This is a genomic window from Pseudofrankia coriaricola, assembly GCF_032027725.1.
Lineage (GTDB): Bacteria > Actinomycetota > Actinomycetes > Frankiales > Frankiaceae > Pseudofrankia.
Genome location: NZ_JASNFO010000002.1, coordinates 53,465 through 69,750, shown reverse-complemented (window position 1 = coordinate 69,750; position 16,286 = coordinate 53,465). Strand labels below are relative to the sequence as shown.

At 73.2% G+C, this 16,286-nt stretch carries 12 protein-coding genes; 8 read left to right on the top strand and 4 right to left on the bottom strand.

The window, feature by feature from the left end; genetic code table 11:
- Positions 1 to 58 precede the first annotated feature (58 nt).
- A complete protein-coding gene (locus tag QOZ89_RS02410) occupies positions 59 to 634 on the top strand; it encodes a TetR/AcrR family transcriptional regulator (RefSeq protein WP_241842242.1) in 576 nt (191 codons plus the stop codon).
- Positions 635 to 713: 79 nt separating this feature from the next.
- Here the strand turns inward: QOZ89_RS02410 and QOZ89_RS02405 are convergent, their stop codons facing one another.
- Together QOZ89_RS02405 and QOZ89_RS02400 are read right to left on the bottom strand one after the other, a co-directional pair.
- Positions 714 to 1,367 (bottom strand): response regulator transcription factor, encoded by a 654-nt coding sequence (locus tag QOZ89_RS02405; RefSeq protein ID WP_071052735.1) that lies wholly within the window; start codon positions 1,365 to 1,367, stop codon positions 714 to 716.
- Positions 1,364 to 3,697: a sensor histidine kinase gene (locus QOZ89_RS02400; RefSeq protein WP_083419672.1), complete on the bottom strand. Its 2,334-nt coding sequence runs from the start codon at positions 3,695 to 3,697 to the stop codon at positions 1,364 to 1,366. Before QOZ89_RS02400 ends, QOZ89_RS02405 begins: the two co-directional genes overlap by 4 nt.
- A gap of 187 nt (positions 3,698 to 3,884) precedes the next feature.
- Here QOZ89_RS02400 and QOZ89_RS02395 point away from each other — a divergent pair, with 187 nt between their 5' ends.
- On the top strand, positions 3,885 to 4,580 hold the full coding sequence (locus QOZ89_RS02395; protein ID WP_071052734.1) for a hypothetical protein: 696 nt from the start codon (positions 3,885 to 3,887) through the stop codon (positions 4,578 to 4,580).
- Positions 4,581 to 5,037: 457 nt separating this feature from the next.
- On the opposite strand, the gene deoC is transcribed toward QOZ89_RS02395, so the two are convergent.
- The gene (gene deoC / locus QOZ89_RS02390) at positions 5,038 to 5,838 is read right to left on the bottom strand and encodes a deoxyribose-phosphate aldolase (RefSeq protein ID WP_071052733.1); all 801 of its coding nucleotides are present in this window, start codon (positions 5,836 to 5,838) and stop codon (positions 5,038 to 5,040) included.
- 143 nt (positions 5,839 to 5,981) lie between these two features.
- Here deoC and upp point away from each other — a divergent pair, with 143 nt between their 5' ends.
- Positions 5,982 to 6,605, top strand: coding sequence for a uracil phosphoribosyltransferase (gene upp, locus QOZ89_RS02385; protein WP_071052732.1), 624 nt, complete (start codon positions 5,982 to 5,984; stop codon positions 6,603 to 6,605).
- A gap of 5 nt (positions 6,606 to 6,610) precedes the next feature.
- On the opposite strand, the gene QOZ89_RS02380 is transcribed toward upp, so the two are convergent.
- Complete coding sequence (locus tag QOZ89_RS02380) at positions 6,611 to 8,359, bottom strand: serine/threonine-protein kinase (RefSeq protein ID WP_312622870.1); 1,749 nt, start codon at positions 8,357 to 8,359, stop codon at positions 6,611 to 6,613.
- A gap of 682 nt (positions 8,360 to 9,041) precedes the next feature.
- Here QOZ89_RS02380 and QOZ89_RS02375 point away from each other — a divergent pair.
- The 5 genes from QOZ89_RS02375 to QOZ89_RS02355 all read left to right on the top strand — a co-directional run bounded on the left by QOZ89_RS02375 (position 9,042) and on the right by QOZ89_RS02355 (position 16,230).
- Entirely contained in the window at positions 9,042 to 10,427 is a 1,386-nt protein-coding gene (locus tag QOZ89_RS02375; RefSeq protein ID WP_071052730.1) for a serine/threonine-protein kinase, read from the top strand.
- 1 nt (position 10,428) lies between these two features.
- Entirely contained in the window at positions 10,429 to 12,075 is a 1,647-nt protein-coding gene (locus tag QOZ89_RS02370; RefSeq protein ID WP_312622869.1) for a hypothetical protein, read from the top strand.
- Entirely contained in the window at positions 12,075 to 12,635 is a 561-nt protein-coding gene (locus QOZ89_RS02365) for a hypothetical protein (protein ID WP_116271769.1), read from the top strand. The genes QOZ89_RS02370 and QOZ89_RS02365 overlap by 1 nt, the downstream gene beginning before the upstream one ends.
- Positions 12,636 to 12,764: 129 nt before the next feature.
- Positions 12,765 to 15,260, top strand: coding sequence for an Hsp70 family protein (locus QOZ89_RS02360; protein WP_071052728.1), 2,496 nt, complete (start codon positions 12,765 to 12,767; stop codon positions 15,258 to 15,260).
- On the top strand, positions 15,232 to 16,230 hold the full coding sequence (locus QOZ89_RS02355; protein WP_071052727.1) for an OmpA family protein: 999 nt from the start codon (positions 15,232 to 15,234) through the stop codon (positions 16,228 to 16,230). Before QOZ89_RS02360 ends, QOZ89_RS02355 begins: the two co-directional genes overlap by 29 nt.
- The last annotated feature ends 56 nt before the right edge of the window (positions 16,231 to 16,286 follow it).

Below are 16,286 nucleotides of genomic sequence, written 5' to 3'. Positions count from 1 at the left end.
TTCCTTTCAACTGATACGACCGTGTCAGTGACACGACCGTATCAGTAGAGTGGTGACCGTGACCACGTCTCGCCGGCGGGAACTGCTCGAAGCCGCCTATGGCTACGTGCTCCAGCACGGCCTCGTGGACCTCTCATTGCGGCCGCTGGCCGATGCCATCGGATCGAGCACCGGCGTCCTGCGCTTCGTGTTCGGATCGAAGGAGGGCCTGGTGGCGGCCCTTCTGGAGCGGGCGCGCGCCGATGAGCTGCGGCTCATGGAGGTCGTTCCCAAGGACGCGGACCTGGCCGTGGTCGCGAAGGCCGTCTGGCGCTGGCTCGCGGATCCGTCCAACGTGCAGATCCTGCGGCTGTGGGTCGAGTCCTACGCGAACTCGCTGATCCAGCCAGGCGGGCCCTGGGCCGGCTTCGCCGAACGCACCGTCCGGGACTGGCTGGAGCTGTTCGAGAAGGGGCAGCATCCCGGCCTCGCCCGCACCTCTGACGGTGAGCGGCAGCGAAGCGCCGTGCTCGCGGTGCTCCGTGGTGGACTGCTGGACCTGCTCGGCACAGGGGATGGGCCACGCGTGACGTCGGCCGTCGAGTCGGCCGTCGACGCGCTCACGGCTCCGAAACTCGAGACCCTCCACGGCTGACGCCTCCCAGACGGCTGGGCTGGCTCAGAGGGCTGGGCTCGCTCCGGACGGCTGGGCTGGTTCAGACGGACGGGCTGGTTCAAACGGACGGGCTGGTCGGGCCAGTACCGAGGCCGGCGTCGCGAGCGCGCACGATGGCCTCGGCTCGGGTCGTGACGTCGAGCTTGGCGAGGATCGACGACACCCGGTTGCGAACGGTCTTCTCGGCGAGGAAGAGGCGGGCGGCGATCGACCGGTTGTCCAGCCCGTCGGCCACCAGCTCCAGCACCCGGACCTCGGCCTCGGACAGCTGCGGGAACACCTGCGGGGAAAATCCGCCGACCGCGTGGCGGACCTTGCTCGCCACACCCGTCCCGATGACCAGCTCGCCGCGGGCCACGGCCTCGAGCGCCCGCGCGACGTCCTTCTTCGACGACTCCTTCAGCAGGTAGCCCCGCGCCCCCGCCTGCAGCGCGGCCTGCAGCGAGGCGGTGTCCTCGCTCATGGTCAGCACGATGACCGCCGTCTCGGGAGCCTGCTCGGCGATCCGGGCCGTCGCCTCGATGCCGCCGAGACCCGGCATGCGCAGGTCCATGAAGACGACGGCCGGCCGATGGCGCAGCACCGCGTCCAGCGCCGCGCGGCCGTCGTCCGCCTCCGCGACGACCGTCGCCCCCAGCTCGGCCAGCAGGCCGCGCAGGCCGTCCAGGAACAGGGGATGGTCATCGGCGATGACGACCCGGACCGGCGTCATGCCGCCCCTCGCTCGTCCGCCGGACCGGCCGGTCGAGCGGCGACGCCGGCCAGGTCCGAGACCCGACCGCCGCTCTCCCGGTCGGTCTTCCGGGGTTCCTGGCGAATCGGCGAAACCAGCCCACCAGGAACCCCGGCCTTCACCGACCTGACAGAGGCCTCTGGGCCGAGTGGCAGGCGCGCGCGCACCACGGTCCCGCCGCCCTCCGCCGCGGTCCGGCGGACCTCGAGGCGTCCGCCGACCTCGCTCGCGCGCTCCCGGATGCTCTGGAGCCCGACTCCGGGCACGGCGTCCACGGGAAGCCCCACGCCGTCGTCGATCACCTCGACGACCAGCCACGGCGGCTCCTGGCGAACGCGGACCGTGCACCGTTCGCAGCCGGAGTGGCGCACCGCGTTCGTCACCGCCTCGGCGACGATGCGGTAGGCCGCCACCTCAGTCGCGGCCGGCAGCGTGCCGCCGGGCAGGCTGTCGGGCAGGCCACCCGCCGCGCCGTCCGGCAGGTCGAGCGCCACGACCGGCGCGAACGGCGCCACCAGCTGACCCAGCGCGACGGTCAGCCCGCCGTCGTCGAGCGCCGGCGGGCGCAGGTTCTCCACCACGTGGCGGATCTCGCGCACGGTGCCGCGAAGCCGGTCCCGGATCAGAGCCGCCTTCTCCGCGGCGGGGTCGGCCCGCTCCTCGAGCCCGTCGGTGAGGCTGTCGAGCTGCATCGCCATGGCCGCCAGCTGCGGGCCGATGCTGTCGTGCAGGTCCCGGCGCAGCCGCCTGCGCTCCTCCTCGCGGGCCGTCACCAGGCGGTCCCGGCTGCGCCGCAGGTCGTGCTGCAGCGCGGCGGCGTCGAGCAGGTCGCCGGCCCGCCGGGCGACGTCGTCGAACATCGCCCGTTCGGCGCCGTTGAACTCGTCGGCCGGGTGGCGCCAGCCGACCACCAGCGTGCCGGCCCGCCCGGTCCTGGCGTGTAGCGCGGCGCGCTCGACCGCGTCGACCGGCGTTCCCGTCTCGATCACCGGCAGCCGCTCGTCCGCCGGATGAATGGCGACGTAGGGCACCTTGAGCGCGCCGCGCACCCCCTCCGCGAGCTGCGTCAGCGCGTCGATCGGCCCGGTGGCCAGGTCGAGCCGGCCCTGCAGGACGGCGAGCACCGCGTACGGGTCACGCGCGGAGCCGAACAGCAGACGGTCCACGAACCGCTGCACCTGGTCACGAGCCGCCGCCGCGACCAGGGCGGCGACGGCGAGCACCCCGTAGGCGACGCGCTGCCCGGGGACGAGCGCCCCGGCGGAGGCGACCGTCGCCGCGTAGGCGAACAGCAGGAAGGCGGTGAGCAGGCCGTAGACGACGGTCCGGCTGAGCGCGCCGCCGATGTCGAACAGCCGGTGGCGGACGGCGCCGGCGCCGATCGCCGCGACCAGCAGCAGCATGCCTACGCCCATGCTCAGGCCGTCGGAGTCCGAGCTGCCCTCCAGGACGAGGCCCACGAGGGTGGCACCGATGAGACCCACCATCCCGGCGACCAGCCACTGCAGCCGCGCGCGCTCGACGCCGGCCGAGCGGCGCAGCCGCGTCACGACCGCGGCCAGCCCGGCCAGGCCGCCGCCTATCATGATCAGATAGGCGGTGACGAGGGTGGTGATCAGTAGCCAGGTGGCGCCGTCGATGGCCAGCGGGTTCGTCAGCTCGTGGGAGACATCCGTGCTCGTGGGGGAGAACATCCGTGCCGCCAGGTGGCAGCCGATGAGCGTCGCGACAATCGCCGCGACGCGGCGCCAGCGTCTGGACGGAAGCCGGCCATCCGGGAAGAGCAGCGGCACCAGGCCCCACAGCACCAAGTACGGGATGTAGCCCCAGACCGCGAACCAGGTGGCCACCTCCTGCCCCGGCAGCCCGGCCTGGCCGGGCACGAGGGCGAGCGCCGCGTACTGGGTCGCCAGCAGGTATGGCCCGGTCAGCGCCGTCGACAGCAGCACCCAGCCCACCCGGTTACGCGGCTGGTAGACGAGCACGAGCGCCGCGACCAGCGGGAACGCGGTCGCGAGGACCAGGTCGGCGTTCGAGAGCACGGTCCGGTGCGCGGTCCGGCCGGTGACGTAACCGTGCAGGGCGATGGCGCCGGCCGCGCAGCCGATCGACAGCAGCGCCAGTCCCACGGCGATGACCGACGCCGCGACCACGGCCCGCGTCGCCGGCATGGTGCCTGGGGCGAGGGCCAGCGGGCCGGCGGCCGGGACGCCCCGGTCGCTCCAGCCACCCCGGTCGAGGCGGTGGTCCCCAGCGGCGTCCCCAGCACGCGTGCCGCGGTCCTGGACCGTCGATGTCGGTGCCCCCATGTGCCCAGGATCGCGCACGATCGTGCGCGATACCGCTGGTAGTCGTGCCGCGGACGGCCCGAATCGTGTCGGCTGCGCGTCCCGGGTGCGGGCCCGCTGTCCCTCGTATCCGGGACAGCGGGCGCACGACCGTTGCTTCCAGACGCCGATGGCGACGAGGCCGCCGGCAGACGAAAGGACGGATGACATGACAACCGCAACTGCCCCCGCCCGCCACGCCGCTCCCACCGCCGGCGCGGTGGCCCGCCCCCGCTGGACCTGGCTGGGCGTCGGCGCCGGCGTGCTCGGCTTCGTCGCGACGGTGGTCACCGCCACCGGCGTGTCCGACAAGGAGGTCGGCCCCGCGGTCATCGACAAGATCTCGCGGACCTCGACCCAGATCGGCGGCGCGATCGGGTACGTGGCCGTCGCGCTCCTGCTGGTGCTGGCCGCCTGCTGGCGCTCAAAGATCATTCAGGCGTTCCCGGACAAGGTGGCGGCCCGGGTGGTGGCGGACGCGTTCGTCGCCTCGGCCGCGGCCCTGACGTTCGGTTATGGCTGGAAGCTGGCGCTCGCCGACTACATGCCCGGCGGGATGGATGAGAAGCTCTTCACCCGCGAGGGACAGTTCGTGTACTACATGCTCTGCGACTTCGGCCCCTGGATCGGCTACCTGGGCGTCGTCGTGGCGGCGGGCGCCGTCGCCTGGCTCGGGCTGCGTGACCGCCTCGTCTCGAAGTGGCTGGGCATCGTCAGCCTGATCCCGCCGCTCGCGGTGCTGTTCATGGCCTGCACCATGTCGATCGCGGGCTTCCCCGGCATGGTCGGCCCCATCTGGCTGATCATCGCCTTCGCCGGCCTGAGCCTCGGCAAGCACGAGCTCACCGGCACCGCGAAGGCCTGACCCCCGCCCCAGTCACCGACCACCCCGGCCCGCCTGGCCACCCAGGCGGGCCGGCATCATGCCCGGACCATGATCGCAAGTCCGTCTCTCGGGCGCCAGGCCTGAGTTGGCCCGGGCAGAGCGTTGCGGCCCAGCTCTATCCGGATGGCTGATGCCAGTGGCGCCCTTCGACGAGCGGAGCGAGGCGCCCCCGGGGTCGCCCCTGCCCACCCCGGCCCCGGGGCCAGCGGGCCTGAGTTGGGAGGGGCTGTGCGTTGCGGCCCAGCTCTATCCGGATGGCTGATGCCAGTGGCGCCCTTCGACGAGCGGAGCGAGGCGCCCCCGGGGTCGCCCCTGCCCACCCCGGCCCCGGGGCCAGCGGGCCTGAGTTGGGAGGGGCTGTGCGTTGCGTACCAGCCTTATCCGAATGGCTGAAACGCAAGCGAAAGCGCAACGTGACGCAACAACGAAAGGTGACTCAAGGTTCCATTTCGGCGAGGACGTCGGCTGTGGAGGACAGGCCCAGGCGGGTGGCGCCGGCCTGGACGAACGCCAGCGCCTGGGAAGCGGTCTTGATCCCGCCGGAGGCCTTGATACCGAGCCGGCCGCCGACGGCGGCGTGCATCGCGCGGATGGCGCGCAGGCTCGCGCCGCCTCCCGGATGGAAGCCGGTCGATGTCTTGACGAAGTCCGCGCCGCCGGCCAGGGACGCGCGGCAGGCCGACCGGATCGTCGCGTCCGGCAGTAGCGTCGTCTCGAGAATGACCTTGAGGACGACGGGTGCCGGCACCGCGATGCGTATCTGGTGGATCTCGAACTCGATCGCGGCCCAGTTCTCGTCCATCGCGTTCGCGAGGTCGATCACCATGTCGATCTCGGTCGCGCCATCCGCGGCGGCGCGGCGCGCCTCGTCCACCTTGACCGCGGTCAGGTGGTTGCCGTGGGGGAAGCCGACGACCGAGGCGACCGCGTACGCCGGCGGCCCGCTGTTGCCCGCGGACCGCGCCTCCTGGCGGGCGCTGGCGGCCGCCAGGTAGACGTGGGTCGGGGCGACGCAGACGGCGGCGACTCCGAACTTCGCCGCGTCCGCGCACAGTTTGAGGACGTCCTCGTCGGTGGCCTCGGGCCGCAGCAGCGTGTGGTCGATGATCGCCGCCAGTTCCCTCCGGTTCGTCGGCACCGGCGGCAGCGGCGGCGACTCCGGTGCCGGCGGGAACTCCCGCGGGCTGGTCGCACCCGAGGTGCCGGCTGGCTGGTCAGGTTCGTCGGCCGTCGTCATGGCCCTATCTTTCCGCGCGGTTCGCCCGCGGACGAGACCCCTGCGCCCTGGATGCCGGTGAAACGGTGGTACACGTCCTTTGACCCGCGTTGCGCGCGGTCCACCGCCCGCGGCCAGCGCGGTACATCCCGAGGAGCATTCTCGTGCAGGTTGACGTCATCGACCACCCGCTCGCCGCGGTCGCGCTCACCGTCCTGCGGGACGAGAAGACGCCCCGAGTCGGCTTCCGCGCGGCCCTGCATGACCTGGCGACGATGCTGATCTACGAGGCCACCCGCGAGCTGCCGACGGCCGCGGTCCAGGTGCGCACGCCGCTGGCCGAGACCACCGGGGCCAGGCTTACCGGCGAGCCGGTCGTCGTCCCCGTCCTGCGCGCGGGGCTGGGGATGCTGCCGGCCGCGCACGCGCTCGTGCCGGACGCCGTCAGCGCGTTCATCGGCCTGGCCAGGGACGAGACGACCTTCCAGCCGACGGTCTATCTGGAGTCGGTACCGGCAGACCTGTCCGGCCGGCCGGTGCTGCTGCTCGACCCGATGCTCGCGACCGGCGGTTCGGCGTTGCACGCGCTGCGGCTGCTCGCCGCCCGCGGCGCACGGGGAACCGTCGTCGTGTCGGTCGTCTCCGCCCCGGAGGGGATCGCCGCGCTTGACGCCAGCGGCCTGGATATCCGCGTCGTCACCGCCGCCATCGACGAGGGCCTGAACGACACCGCCTACATCGTCCCCGGGCTGGGCGACGCCGGCGACCGCATCTTCGGCGCCGTCTGACGCCTCTACTCGTCGGAAAGGACGCGCTGATAGTTGGAGCTGACGGCCTTCGTGATGGGAGCGGTGTCGCCGAACACCCGGCGGACCCGGGGGAGAAGGTCCTCGTAGAGGGTGCGGGCAGCCCGCCGGTCGCCTGCGTCGAGCAGGTTGAGCGCGGCGTCGGCGCTGATGGTCAGTGTCGTGTGGTTGTCCTCGCCGAGTGTTTGGCGCAGTCGAGGGAGGAGTTCCTCGTAGAGGGCGCGGGCGGCTCTCCGGTCGCCGCACCTGTGGAGGTTCCGCGCGGCGAACCCGGAAAGTGACAGCGTGTTGTGATTGTTTTCACCGAGTGTTTGGCGTAGGCGTGGAACGAGGCCGTCGAACAAGGCCCGGGCCGTCTCGTGGTCGCCGTGGTCGAGCAGGTTCCGCGCCGCCAGCCCGGTGTCGATCAGCGTCGTCCGATGGTTTTCCCCAAACACCTGGCGAGCGCGCGGCAGGAGATCCTGGTATAGGCCGCGAGCCGCTTCATGGCTGCCGGAGTCAGCAAGGTTGCGTGCCGCCTCCCCGGAGAAGAACAACGTCCGTGCCTCGTTTTCGCCGAGTGTTTGGCGCAGGCGTGGGACGAGGTCGTCGAACAGGGCCGCAGCCGCGGTGTGGTCGCCGGACTCGCGCAGGTTCTGGGCCGCGAGCCCCATGGCGGTCAGCGTGTCGGGATCGTCGTCCCCGATCACGCGGCGAAGCCGCGGCAGCAGGTCCTCGTAGATGGCGTGGGCCGCCAGATGGTCGCCGGCATCGGCCAGGTCTCCCGCCGTCCTGGCCCGTTCCCTCAGTTGCTCGAGACCCCCGTCGTCCCAGCCAGGCGCGTGGGCCTCACGCGGGTCGATCCGGCGCGTCGCGGGTGATGCCGCCCGGGCGGCGGCCCTGACGGACATGCCGACGGCGACGGGGATGCGGCAGTAGTCGAGCCAGTCGTGCGCGAAGACCCGGGCGCCCGCCTCGGCGAGCTCGAGCGCGAGCTGGCGGGCGGTGCTCTGGCGTTCGGCGGGCTCCCGCTCGAGCGCCTTCATCACCACCCGGGCGAGGGGCTCGGGGACGGGCGGCGCCGGCGGGACGGCGGCGGTCACGGACCATCGCTGCGGGAACGGAAGACGGCCAGCCAGGAGGCGGTAGAGCACGACGCCGAGGCCGAAGACATCCGTGGCCGGGCTGAGAATGCCGCCCTGGAGCTGCTCGGGGGCCATGTAGACCGGGCTGCCGATGACGTAGCTCGCCTCACCCTCGGCGTTCTCGAGGATCTTCGCGATGCCGAAGTCGGTGACCTTGGGTGTGCCGTCGGCGGCGAAGAGAATGTTGTCGGGCTTGACGTCGCGGTGCAGGATGCGGGACGCGTGCGCGTGGTGCAGGGCCTCGGCCACGGCGATGCCGACGGCGCAGATCTCCTCGGGGGACAGGCCCGCCCGGCGCCGGGCGGTGAGAGTGCCGCCGGCGAGGTACTCCATGATGAGCAGCCGGATGCGCTGGCCCGGGACCACGCGGTAGTCGTAGACACGGGCGACGTGCGGGTGGGCGTCGAGACTGGCGAGGACGCGGGCCTCGAGGCTGAACCGGTCCTGCTGGCTGGGCTGGGTGAGGACCTTGATGGCGACGCGGCGGCCCATCGCCCGGTGGTGTCCGCCCAGGACGACGCCGAAACCGCCCGCGCCGACCTCGTCGCCGACCTCGTAGTCGGGCAGCGCGGCCTGGACCGCGGCCTGAACCGCCGCCTCGTAGATCGACATCTGTCTGCTCCCCCGGCGGCGTCACATCGCCCGTGCCGACGACCCTACGACCTCCCGGATCGCCGACCTACCAAATCGGCTTCCAGACCTCCCCGATCGCTAACCTCCCAGATCACGACCTCCCAGCAGACCTCCCAGTTTGGCTTCGCCAATCCGGCAGGGACCCCGGGCTTCGCCAATCCGGCGGGGACCCCGTCCGTCGATCCGGCAGCGACCCTGTCGCCAATCGGGCAGGAACCCCGGATCCGGCAAGAACCCTGTCGCCAATCCGGCAGGAACCCCGGCCGCGGACGCCGTGCCCCGTCCCGGACCTTCGACCTCCCGGGCGGCCGGGGCTCGCCCATGGGAGCGCTCCGCACCCGCGGTGCCTCGCCCGCGGGCCCGGCCGTCCGCCTCGTGTTCACGGGCCACAGCCACGGGCACGGCCAACGCCGAGGTCAAGGGCTTCCGCGCGCGGAACGCCGAGGTTGCCGCGTCGAGAGCCGGCCGCCGCTTTCCGACCAGCGCCGCGCGGATGGTCGTGTGCGCGACAGTCTCGCCTCCACGCCGACTAAGTTGCGCGGCAGTCGATTCGCGGTAAGCTGTCTCTGATCACCCGTTCTTTCCAGAAGACGCCGTTCTTGCTCGATGGCGCCTCGGCCGCTGTGTCAGGTTCCGAGGCCTGACCGCGTCTGGACATCATATGCCGCTGTTGGGCGAGGGGCAGGTCATCCGCGACACCTATCGCGTGGAACGGTTTCTCGGCGAGGGCGCTTTCGCGGAGGTCTACCGAGTCAGGCATCCGTTCCTCGGCCGGCAGGCCATGAAGGTGTTCCGTCGTCCCGGTCTGTCGGCCAACGACATAGAGAAGGCGCTGGGGGAGGCCGTGCTGCTTTCCCGGCTCGGGCATCCCAACATCGTGCGTGTCTTCGACGCGAACACTCTCTCGACATCGTCCGGGATGTTCGGCTACTTCACGATGGAATACGTCCCCGGTGGCACGCTGGCCGACCATCTCGCTGCTCACCGTGGGTTCCTGCCGGTCGCCGAGACCGTCGACATCGCCATCCAGGTGTGCCGTGGCATCGCCGTCGCCCACCAGAAGAACCCGCCGATCATCCACCGTGACATCAAGCCGCAGAACCTGCTGATGGGGCACGACGGCGACGCCACCCGGGTACTCGTCTCGGACTTCGGCCTGGCCCGGGCGGTGAACCCGTGGACGCTGATGGCCAGCACCCGCGGCACCATGGCGTTCAAGGCGCCGGAGACCTTCCTCGACCCGCGCGGCGACTCCCGTGCCGGCGATGTCTGGGCCATCGGCTCGGTCCTCTACCTGCTGCTCACCGCCCAGATGCCGCACCCGGAGCTGGTGGCGGCGGATCCCCTCGCGGGTGCCTGGTACACGGGCCGCCTGATCCCGCCTCGTGAGCTGCGCTACGTCGTCGACGAGGACCTCGAGAAGATCGTGACCCGGTCGCTGGCGCTGGACCCGTCTCATCGCTACGCCTCCGCGCCCGAGCTGCTCGCCGACCTCGAGGCGTGGCGGACCCCGGCTGCTCCCTCCGCCGTCCCGTCCGCCCAGCCGGCCGCGTCCGAGAGCCCGCACACGCGCGTGCCGTCGCCCCGCGAGAAGTGGGCCGGCCCGGAGGGCGCCGGGCCGGCCGCGGACGGCTCGGCTCAGCTCGCCGAGGCATCGGGCGCTGCCGCCGCGGCGCGGGGCCCGCGCTCCGACGCCGGTCCGCCGGGCGCAACCGCCGCCGCGGCGACTGCAGGCACGGTGGACGCCGACGCCTGGAACGGGGGGGAGGCGGCCAGCGGCCCTGGCCCCGCGGCGGTCAGTGCCGCGGAGTTCGGCACCGCGGAGCCGGGCGTCGCCACCGCCCTGACCGACGTCCCCGCGCGCGCCGCGGCCGACGACGTGGCCGGGGCCGCGGCACAGCTCGTCGACGAGGCGCTGCGGCTCGCGCGGGAGGGCCGGTCCATGGCCGCCGCCAGCCGCCTGACCGCCGCGTACGACCTGGTTCCCGCCCTGCGGGACCGGCATGGAAACCGGGAACGGCTGTCGCGCAGGGGTGTGGTGATGTGACGTGACCTCCGTCGGCGAGGGACGGGAGATCCTCGGCCAGACCAGCCCGCCGTGGCTGTACGACACCAACGCGTTCCGGGTGACGGGCCTGGCGGTGACGGCGAGCCGCCGCGACATCCGCCGGGTCTCCGACCGGGTGAAGATCGCCGAGCGGCTGGGCGAGGTCGCCACCCCAGCCCATGCGCTGGCCCCGCTGGTCCCCGTGACCGCGGCGGCGCTGACCACCGCGCTCGACCGCCTGCGCGATCCCCGGTTGCGCCTCGTTGACGAGTTCTTCTGGTTCTGGCCGTCCGCCGTGTCGCCCGCGCCCGCCGAAGCGGCTACGCCCGCCGAAGCGGCTACGTCTGCTGATGCGTCCGCGGACGACGGCGCCGCCACGGTCGCCACCGCCGACGACCCGGCGCTGGCCGCGCTGGCCGCGGGCGACATCGACGGGGCTCGGCGCCGCTGGGCCGAGGCGGCCGCCGGCGACGGCGCCGCTCGGCACAACCTGGCCGTTCTGGCTCATCTGGAGGCCCTCGACACCGAACGTGCCAGTACCGGCCCGCCGAGCGCCGCTTCCGGGAACGCCGGCGCGCCGGCCCGGCCGGACTGGCGCGAGGTGTACTGGCTGTGGGCGGCCGTGCTGCGCGACGAGGCCTGCTGGGAGGCGTTCGAAGCGCGCATCGCCGCCGCCGGTGACGCCCGGCTCGGTGTCGGGCTGGCTGCCGGGATCCGCTCCGCGCTCCCGGACACCCTGCTCGCCGGCGGCGCGACGCTCGTCGCCGCCGCCGTGGACGCCGCGGACCTGCCGGCCGCCCGTTCCCACCTCGCCGCGCTTCGGGAGCTCGGCGCGGGGGACCTGGACGCCGCGCTGCGGGCCGCCTGCGAGCCGTGGCTTACCCGAGTCCGGTCACTGTGCGCGGACGCCGACCGGGCGGCCCAGAAGACGCCGGCGACCGGTCCCGACATCGCCGAGCGCCTGCTCGCCGACGCCGAGCCGACGATGGCCCGGATCGACGAGCTGCTGCCGCCGGGCAACCTGACCCGGATCGGCATCCGCGACCAGCTCGGCCAGACGGTGCTGACCGCGGTGCTGCTCTATGACCAGACCTTCGTCGACGCGTCCGGCGAGCCGTCGACCACCGAGGTCCCCGACCACTTCCGCATGGGCGAGCTGCTGCGCCGGGTCGCCCCGATGGTCGAGTCGGCGGCCCTCACCCAGCGCATCAGCGAGAACCTTGGCATCGTCGAGCGCCAGGCCACCGCCGCCGCCTGCTGGTACTGCCAGCGCCGCCGCTACGACAAGGCCTCCTCGATATCGCGCCCGCTGCACCGTGTCAGCCACACCGAGACGACGTGGAACGGCCGGCGGATCCACTACCAGTCGGCGACGGTGACCATCCCCCGCTGCCGCGACTGCGCGCGCGGGCACGAGGAGCGACGGATCTTCTCCTGGCTCGGCGGCATCTCGGCCTTCGTGGCGATCGTCGCGGTGGCCACGGTGCTCGGGGCGGCCGGATGGGGCGTCCTGGCTGGCGTGGTCGTGTTCTTCATCTCCATGATGTGGGTGCGCATGACGATCAAAAGCAAGACGGATCATTTCCCGCCGCTGGTGGAGCTGCTCGTCGACAAGTGGCAGCCGGGCGCCAAGCCCGCGGGGCAGTGATGGCCGCCGCTCGTGACGGCGCCCGCCCCAAACAGCCGCCGCGACCCGAGCGCCGGGTCACGGGCATCGCGGCCACGGCGCGCCAGTGGCGCTACCCGCGTGAGTTCCGGATCCCGCCGCCGCGCTGGCCGTCCGCACTCGCGGCCCTGTCCGACACGCTGGCACGCCCGGCGGTCTCACCCGGGCGGGACGCCGCTCCCGCCGCGGCCCCCGACGTGGCGGCGCTCGAGCCCAGGGACATCGCCCGGGTCGCGACCGAGCTGTGGCGGCTGCGCCGCCAGCTCACTCCGGCGGGTGCCCCGGTCGCCCCCGAGGCCCGCCGGGCGCTGCGGCGCCTGGACGCGGTGGGCGACGTGCTCGCCGCCGCCGGCGTCGAGGTGCAGGACCACGACGGTGCCCCCTACGACAGCGGCCAGAACCTGATGGTGCTGGCGTTCGAGCAGACCGACGGCCTCACGGACGAACGCGTCGTCCAGACGCTGCGTCCCTCGGTCTACCTGGGCGGACGCCTGGCGCAGGCCGGTGAGGTGATCGTCGGCACCCCGCCGCGTCCCGATTGACCGCCACGACGGCCCCGGACACCAGGCGGGCAGACCACCCAGACAGACCACCCGGACAGGCCAGCAAAGGCGGCGCGGACGGACAGCGCCCCAGCGCCGACGCGCGCGGGATCAGCAGGAGAGGACCTGATGGCACGGTCAACCGTGGACTTCGGGATCGACCTCGGCACTACGAACAGCGCGATCGCGATGCTCGTCGGCACCGAGGCTCAGATCATCAAGAACGCGGCCCAGCGTGACACCACACCGTCGGCCGTCTACGTGGACCGGCATGGCCGCATCCACGTCGGCGACCGCGCCCGGGAACGCGTCGAGCACGACGTCGACAACACCGCCGCCGAGTTCAAGCTCCAGATGGGCCAGCGCGGCTCGGAGAAACGATTCCGCGACGGCCAGCTGACGATGACCCCGGAGTCGCTGTCCGCGGAGGTGCTGCGCCGGCTGAAGGCCGACGCGCAGGCTCGGACGGGCGAGGACATCCAGGCGGCCGTCATCACCGTCCCGGCGGCGTTCGACCTCAACCAGTGCGACGCGACTCGCCGCGCCGCGCGGGACGCCGGCCTTGCCCACGCGCCGCTGCTGCAGGAGCCCACCGCCGCCGCCCTCGCCTATGGCTTCCAGCGCGACGAGGACAACATCTACCGGCTGGTCTTCGACTTCGGCGGTGGCACGTTCGACGCCGCCGTGGTGCACGTCCGTGACGGCGAGTTCGACATCGTCAACCACGAGGGCGACAACTTCCTCGGCGGCAAGCTGATCGACTGGGCGATCGTCGAGCAGCTGCTGATTCCGCCCCTGCTGGCCCAGCACCCGCTGACCGGCTTCGCCCGTGGAAACCCACGCTGGGCGGCGGCCATCGCCCGGCTCAAGCGTGCCGCCGAGGAAGCGAAGATCACGCTGTCGACGGCCGCGGCCGCGACCGTCGAGCTGGACGACCCGCCCCTGTGCGTAGACGACCGGGGGCAGCCGGTCGAGTTCGTCCACGACCTGCGCCGCGACGAGGTGGAGCGGCTCACCGACCCCTTCGCCGCCCGGGCGGTCAACATCTGCCAGAAGGCGCTGCGGGACGCGAAACTCGCGCCCCGCGACATCGACCGGGTGCTGCTCGTCGGCGGCCCGACCCTCATGCCCTACCTGCGCGAACGGGTCTCCGAAGGACTGGGCATCTCGGTCGACATCACCCAGGACCCGATGACGGTCGTCGCGCGCGGCGCGGCGATCTTCGCGGGGACCCAGCGGCTCGACGCCGCCGTTCCCGCGCCGGCCGTCGCCGGCGCCTACACGGTCGAGCTGGAGTACAGCCCGATCGGCGCCGACCCGGAGCCACAGGTCGGCGGCATCGTCCGCGGCCCGGCCGGCGCGAGCCTGGCCGGCTTCACGATCGAGTTCGCCAATGCCGCGGCGCGCCCGCCGTGGCGCAGCGGCAAGATCCCGCTGTCGGCGGCCGGCGGGTTCATCACCGCGCTGTCGGCGGCGCCCGGGGTGCGCAACGAGTTCGCCATCCTCCTGGAGGACTCCACGGGGCGCTCCCAGCAGGTCGAGCCGGACAGCCTGCCCTACACCATCGGCACCGTCGCGCCGGAGGCGGCGCTGACCCACTCCGTGGGCATCGCCCTGGAGGGGAACAAGGTGGTGTGGCTGCTCACGAAGGGCTCCCGGATCCCGGGCCGCGGCAGTGACGTGCTGCGTACGACGGTGGCGCTGAGCCGGGGCCAGTCCGGGGGGCTCCTGCGCATTCCTGTCCTGGAGGGCGAGTACGACCGGGCCGACCGCAACCGCCACGTCGGCGACCTGGAGATCCTGGCCAGCCAGGTGCGCCGTGACCTCCCGGTCAACACCGAGGTCGAGGTGACGATCGAGATCGACGCCTCCCGCATCGTCGCGACCAGGGCCTACGTGCCGCTTCTCGACGAGGAGTTCGAGACCCAGCTCGACCTGCGCGCCGAGTCCGCGCCGAACGCGGGTGAGCTGCGGGGCGCGGTGCGCGCCGAGCAGGTCCGCCGCCGCGAGCTGGAGGACGCCGCCCGGCAGGCGGACGACGCCGAGTCGTTGGCCCGGCTGGCGGAGCTCGACAACGAGCGCGTCGCGGAGCAGCTCGAGGACGACCTGGCCGCGTACAGCAACGGCGACGCGGACGCGGCGGGCACCGCCGCGAAGCGGCTCCTGGACCTGCAGGCGCGGCTCGACCAGGTGGAGCGGGCCCTCGCCTGGCCGCGGGCGACGCGCGACGCCGAGGAACTGCTGGCCCAGGCTCCCCGGGTCGTCGAGGAGTTCGCCGACCGCGGCGACCGGCGTCGCTATGAGCTGCTCGTCTCCGACCTGCGCGCCGCGATGGGTTCCAGCGACGTCGAGCTGCTGCGCACCCGGACCGATGAGCTGCGCGGCTTCCTCATGGTGCTGTTCAACAAGAAGACGGGCGGCCTCGACGTGGCCCGGTTCGAGGCCCTCAAGGAGCACCGCGGCAGCATGCGCGACCAGGCCCTGGCAACCCGGCTGTTCGAGGACGGCGAGCGGGCTCTGGAGAGCGGCAACCTGGACCGGCTGCGCAACGTCGTCCGTCAGCTCATCGACCTGCTGCCCAGGACGGAGGGCTCCGATGACCCGTTCGGCCACTTCCGGCGATAAGGCCGACATACCCGATGGAGCGGACCCGTTCGCGGCGCTCGTCGACGAGGCCGCCGTCGCCCGGGCCACCGACCTCGCCCGCGCGGGCCAGCACACGCGGGCCCTGGCCGTGCTCGACGATCTTGGCGCCCGGCGTGCCCACACCGCGCCCGAGCACGACCTGCTGGCCCGGATCCACGCCCAGCAGGGCCGGCTCGCCGCCGCCGCCGAGCACTGGCGGCGCGCCGCCGAGCTCGGCGGGCACGAGGCCGAGGCCGTCGCCGGGTTGCGCAGGATCGCGGCCCTGGAAGGCCGGCACGTCACGACCCGTGGCCGGGCCGCCATCGCCGTGCTCGCGGCCGTCGCGCTGCTCGGCGCCGGGGCGGTGACCGGCTGGGCGGTCACCGACGCGACGGAGAGCGGCCCGGACACCATCACGATGGTGGGTGTGGTGCCGACAGCCATGCCCGCGTCGGCCGGCCCCGGCACAGCGTCGACCGGTCCCGGGACGTCAGCGGAGACGGCCGCCGCGTCGGCGGCACCGTCCGCGGGGCCGGCGGCGGCCTCGCCGCTCCAGACGCTCGCCGCCCGGGTCGCCGGCCCCGAGGTGACGGTGACCAGGGCCGGCGGCCAGGTCGTCCTGCTCTTCAACGGGCAGCTCTTCACGGGCGGCGCGACCCTGAGCCCGGACGGCGCCGCGGCGCTCGCCGGGGTCGGCGCCCGGATTGCCGGCATCCCCGGAGTGGCGGTTGAGATTGTCGGCCACAGCGACGATCTGCCGGTTCCGCCGGGCGGCCTCTACGCCGACAACACCGCCCTCAGCCAGGCCCGCGCGGCGGCGGCCGCCACGGTGCTCACCGGCGCCGGCCTGTCCCCAGCCCAGGTCACCGTCTCCGCCGCCGGCAGCGCCGTCCCCCTCCACCCGAACACGCCGGCCGACCGTGCGCGCAACCGCACCGTCACTCTCCGTCTGACCCCGTCGGCCGCCTAGGGCGCCGCTGGGCCGGAAGATCGCTTGCGCGATCGCCGTCCCGCGGCGCCTGTCGG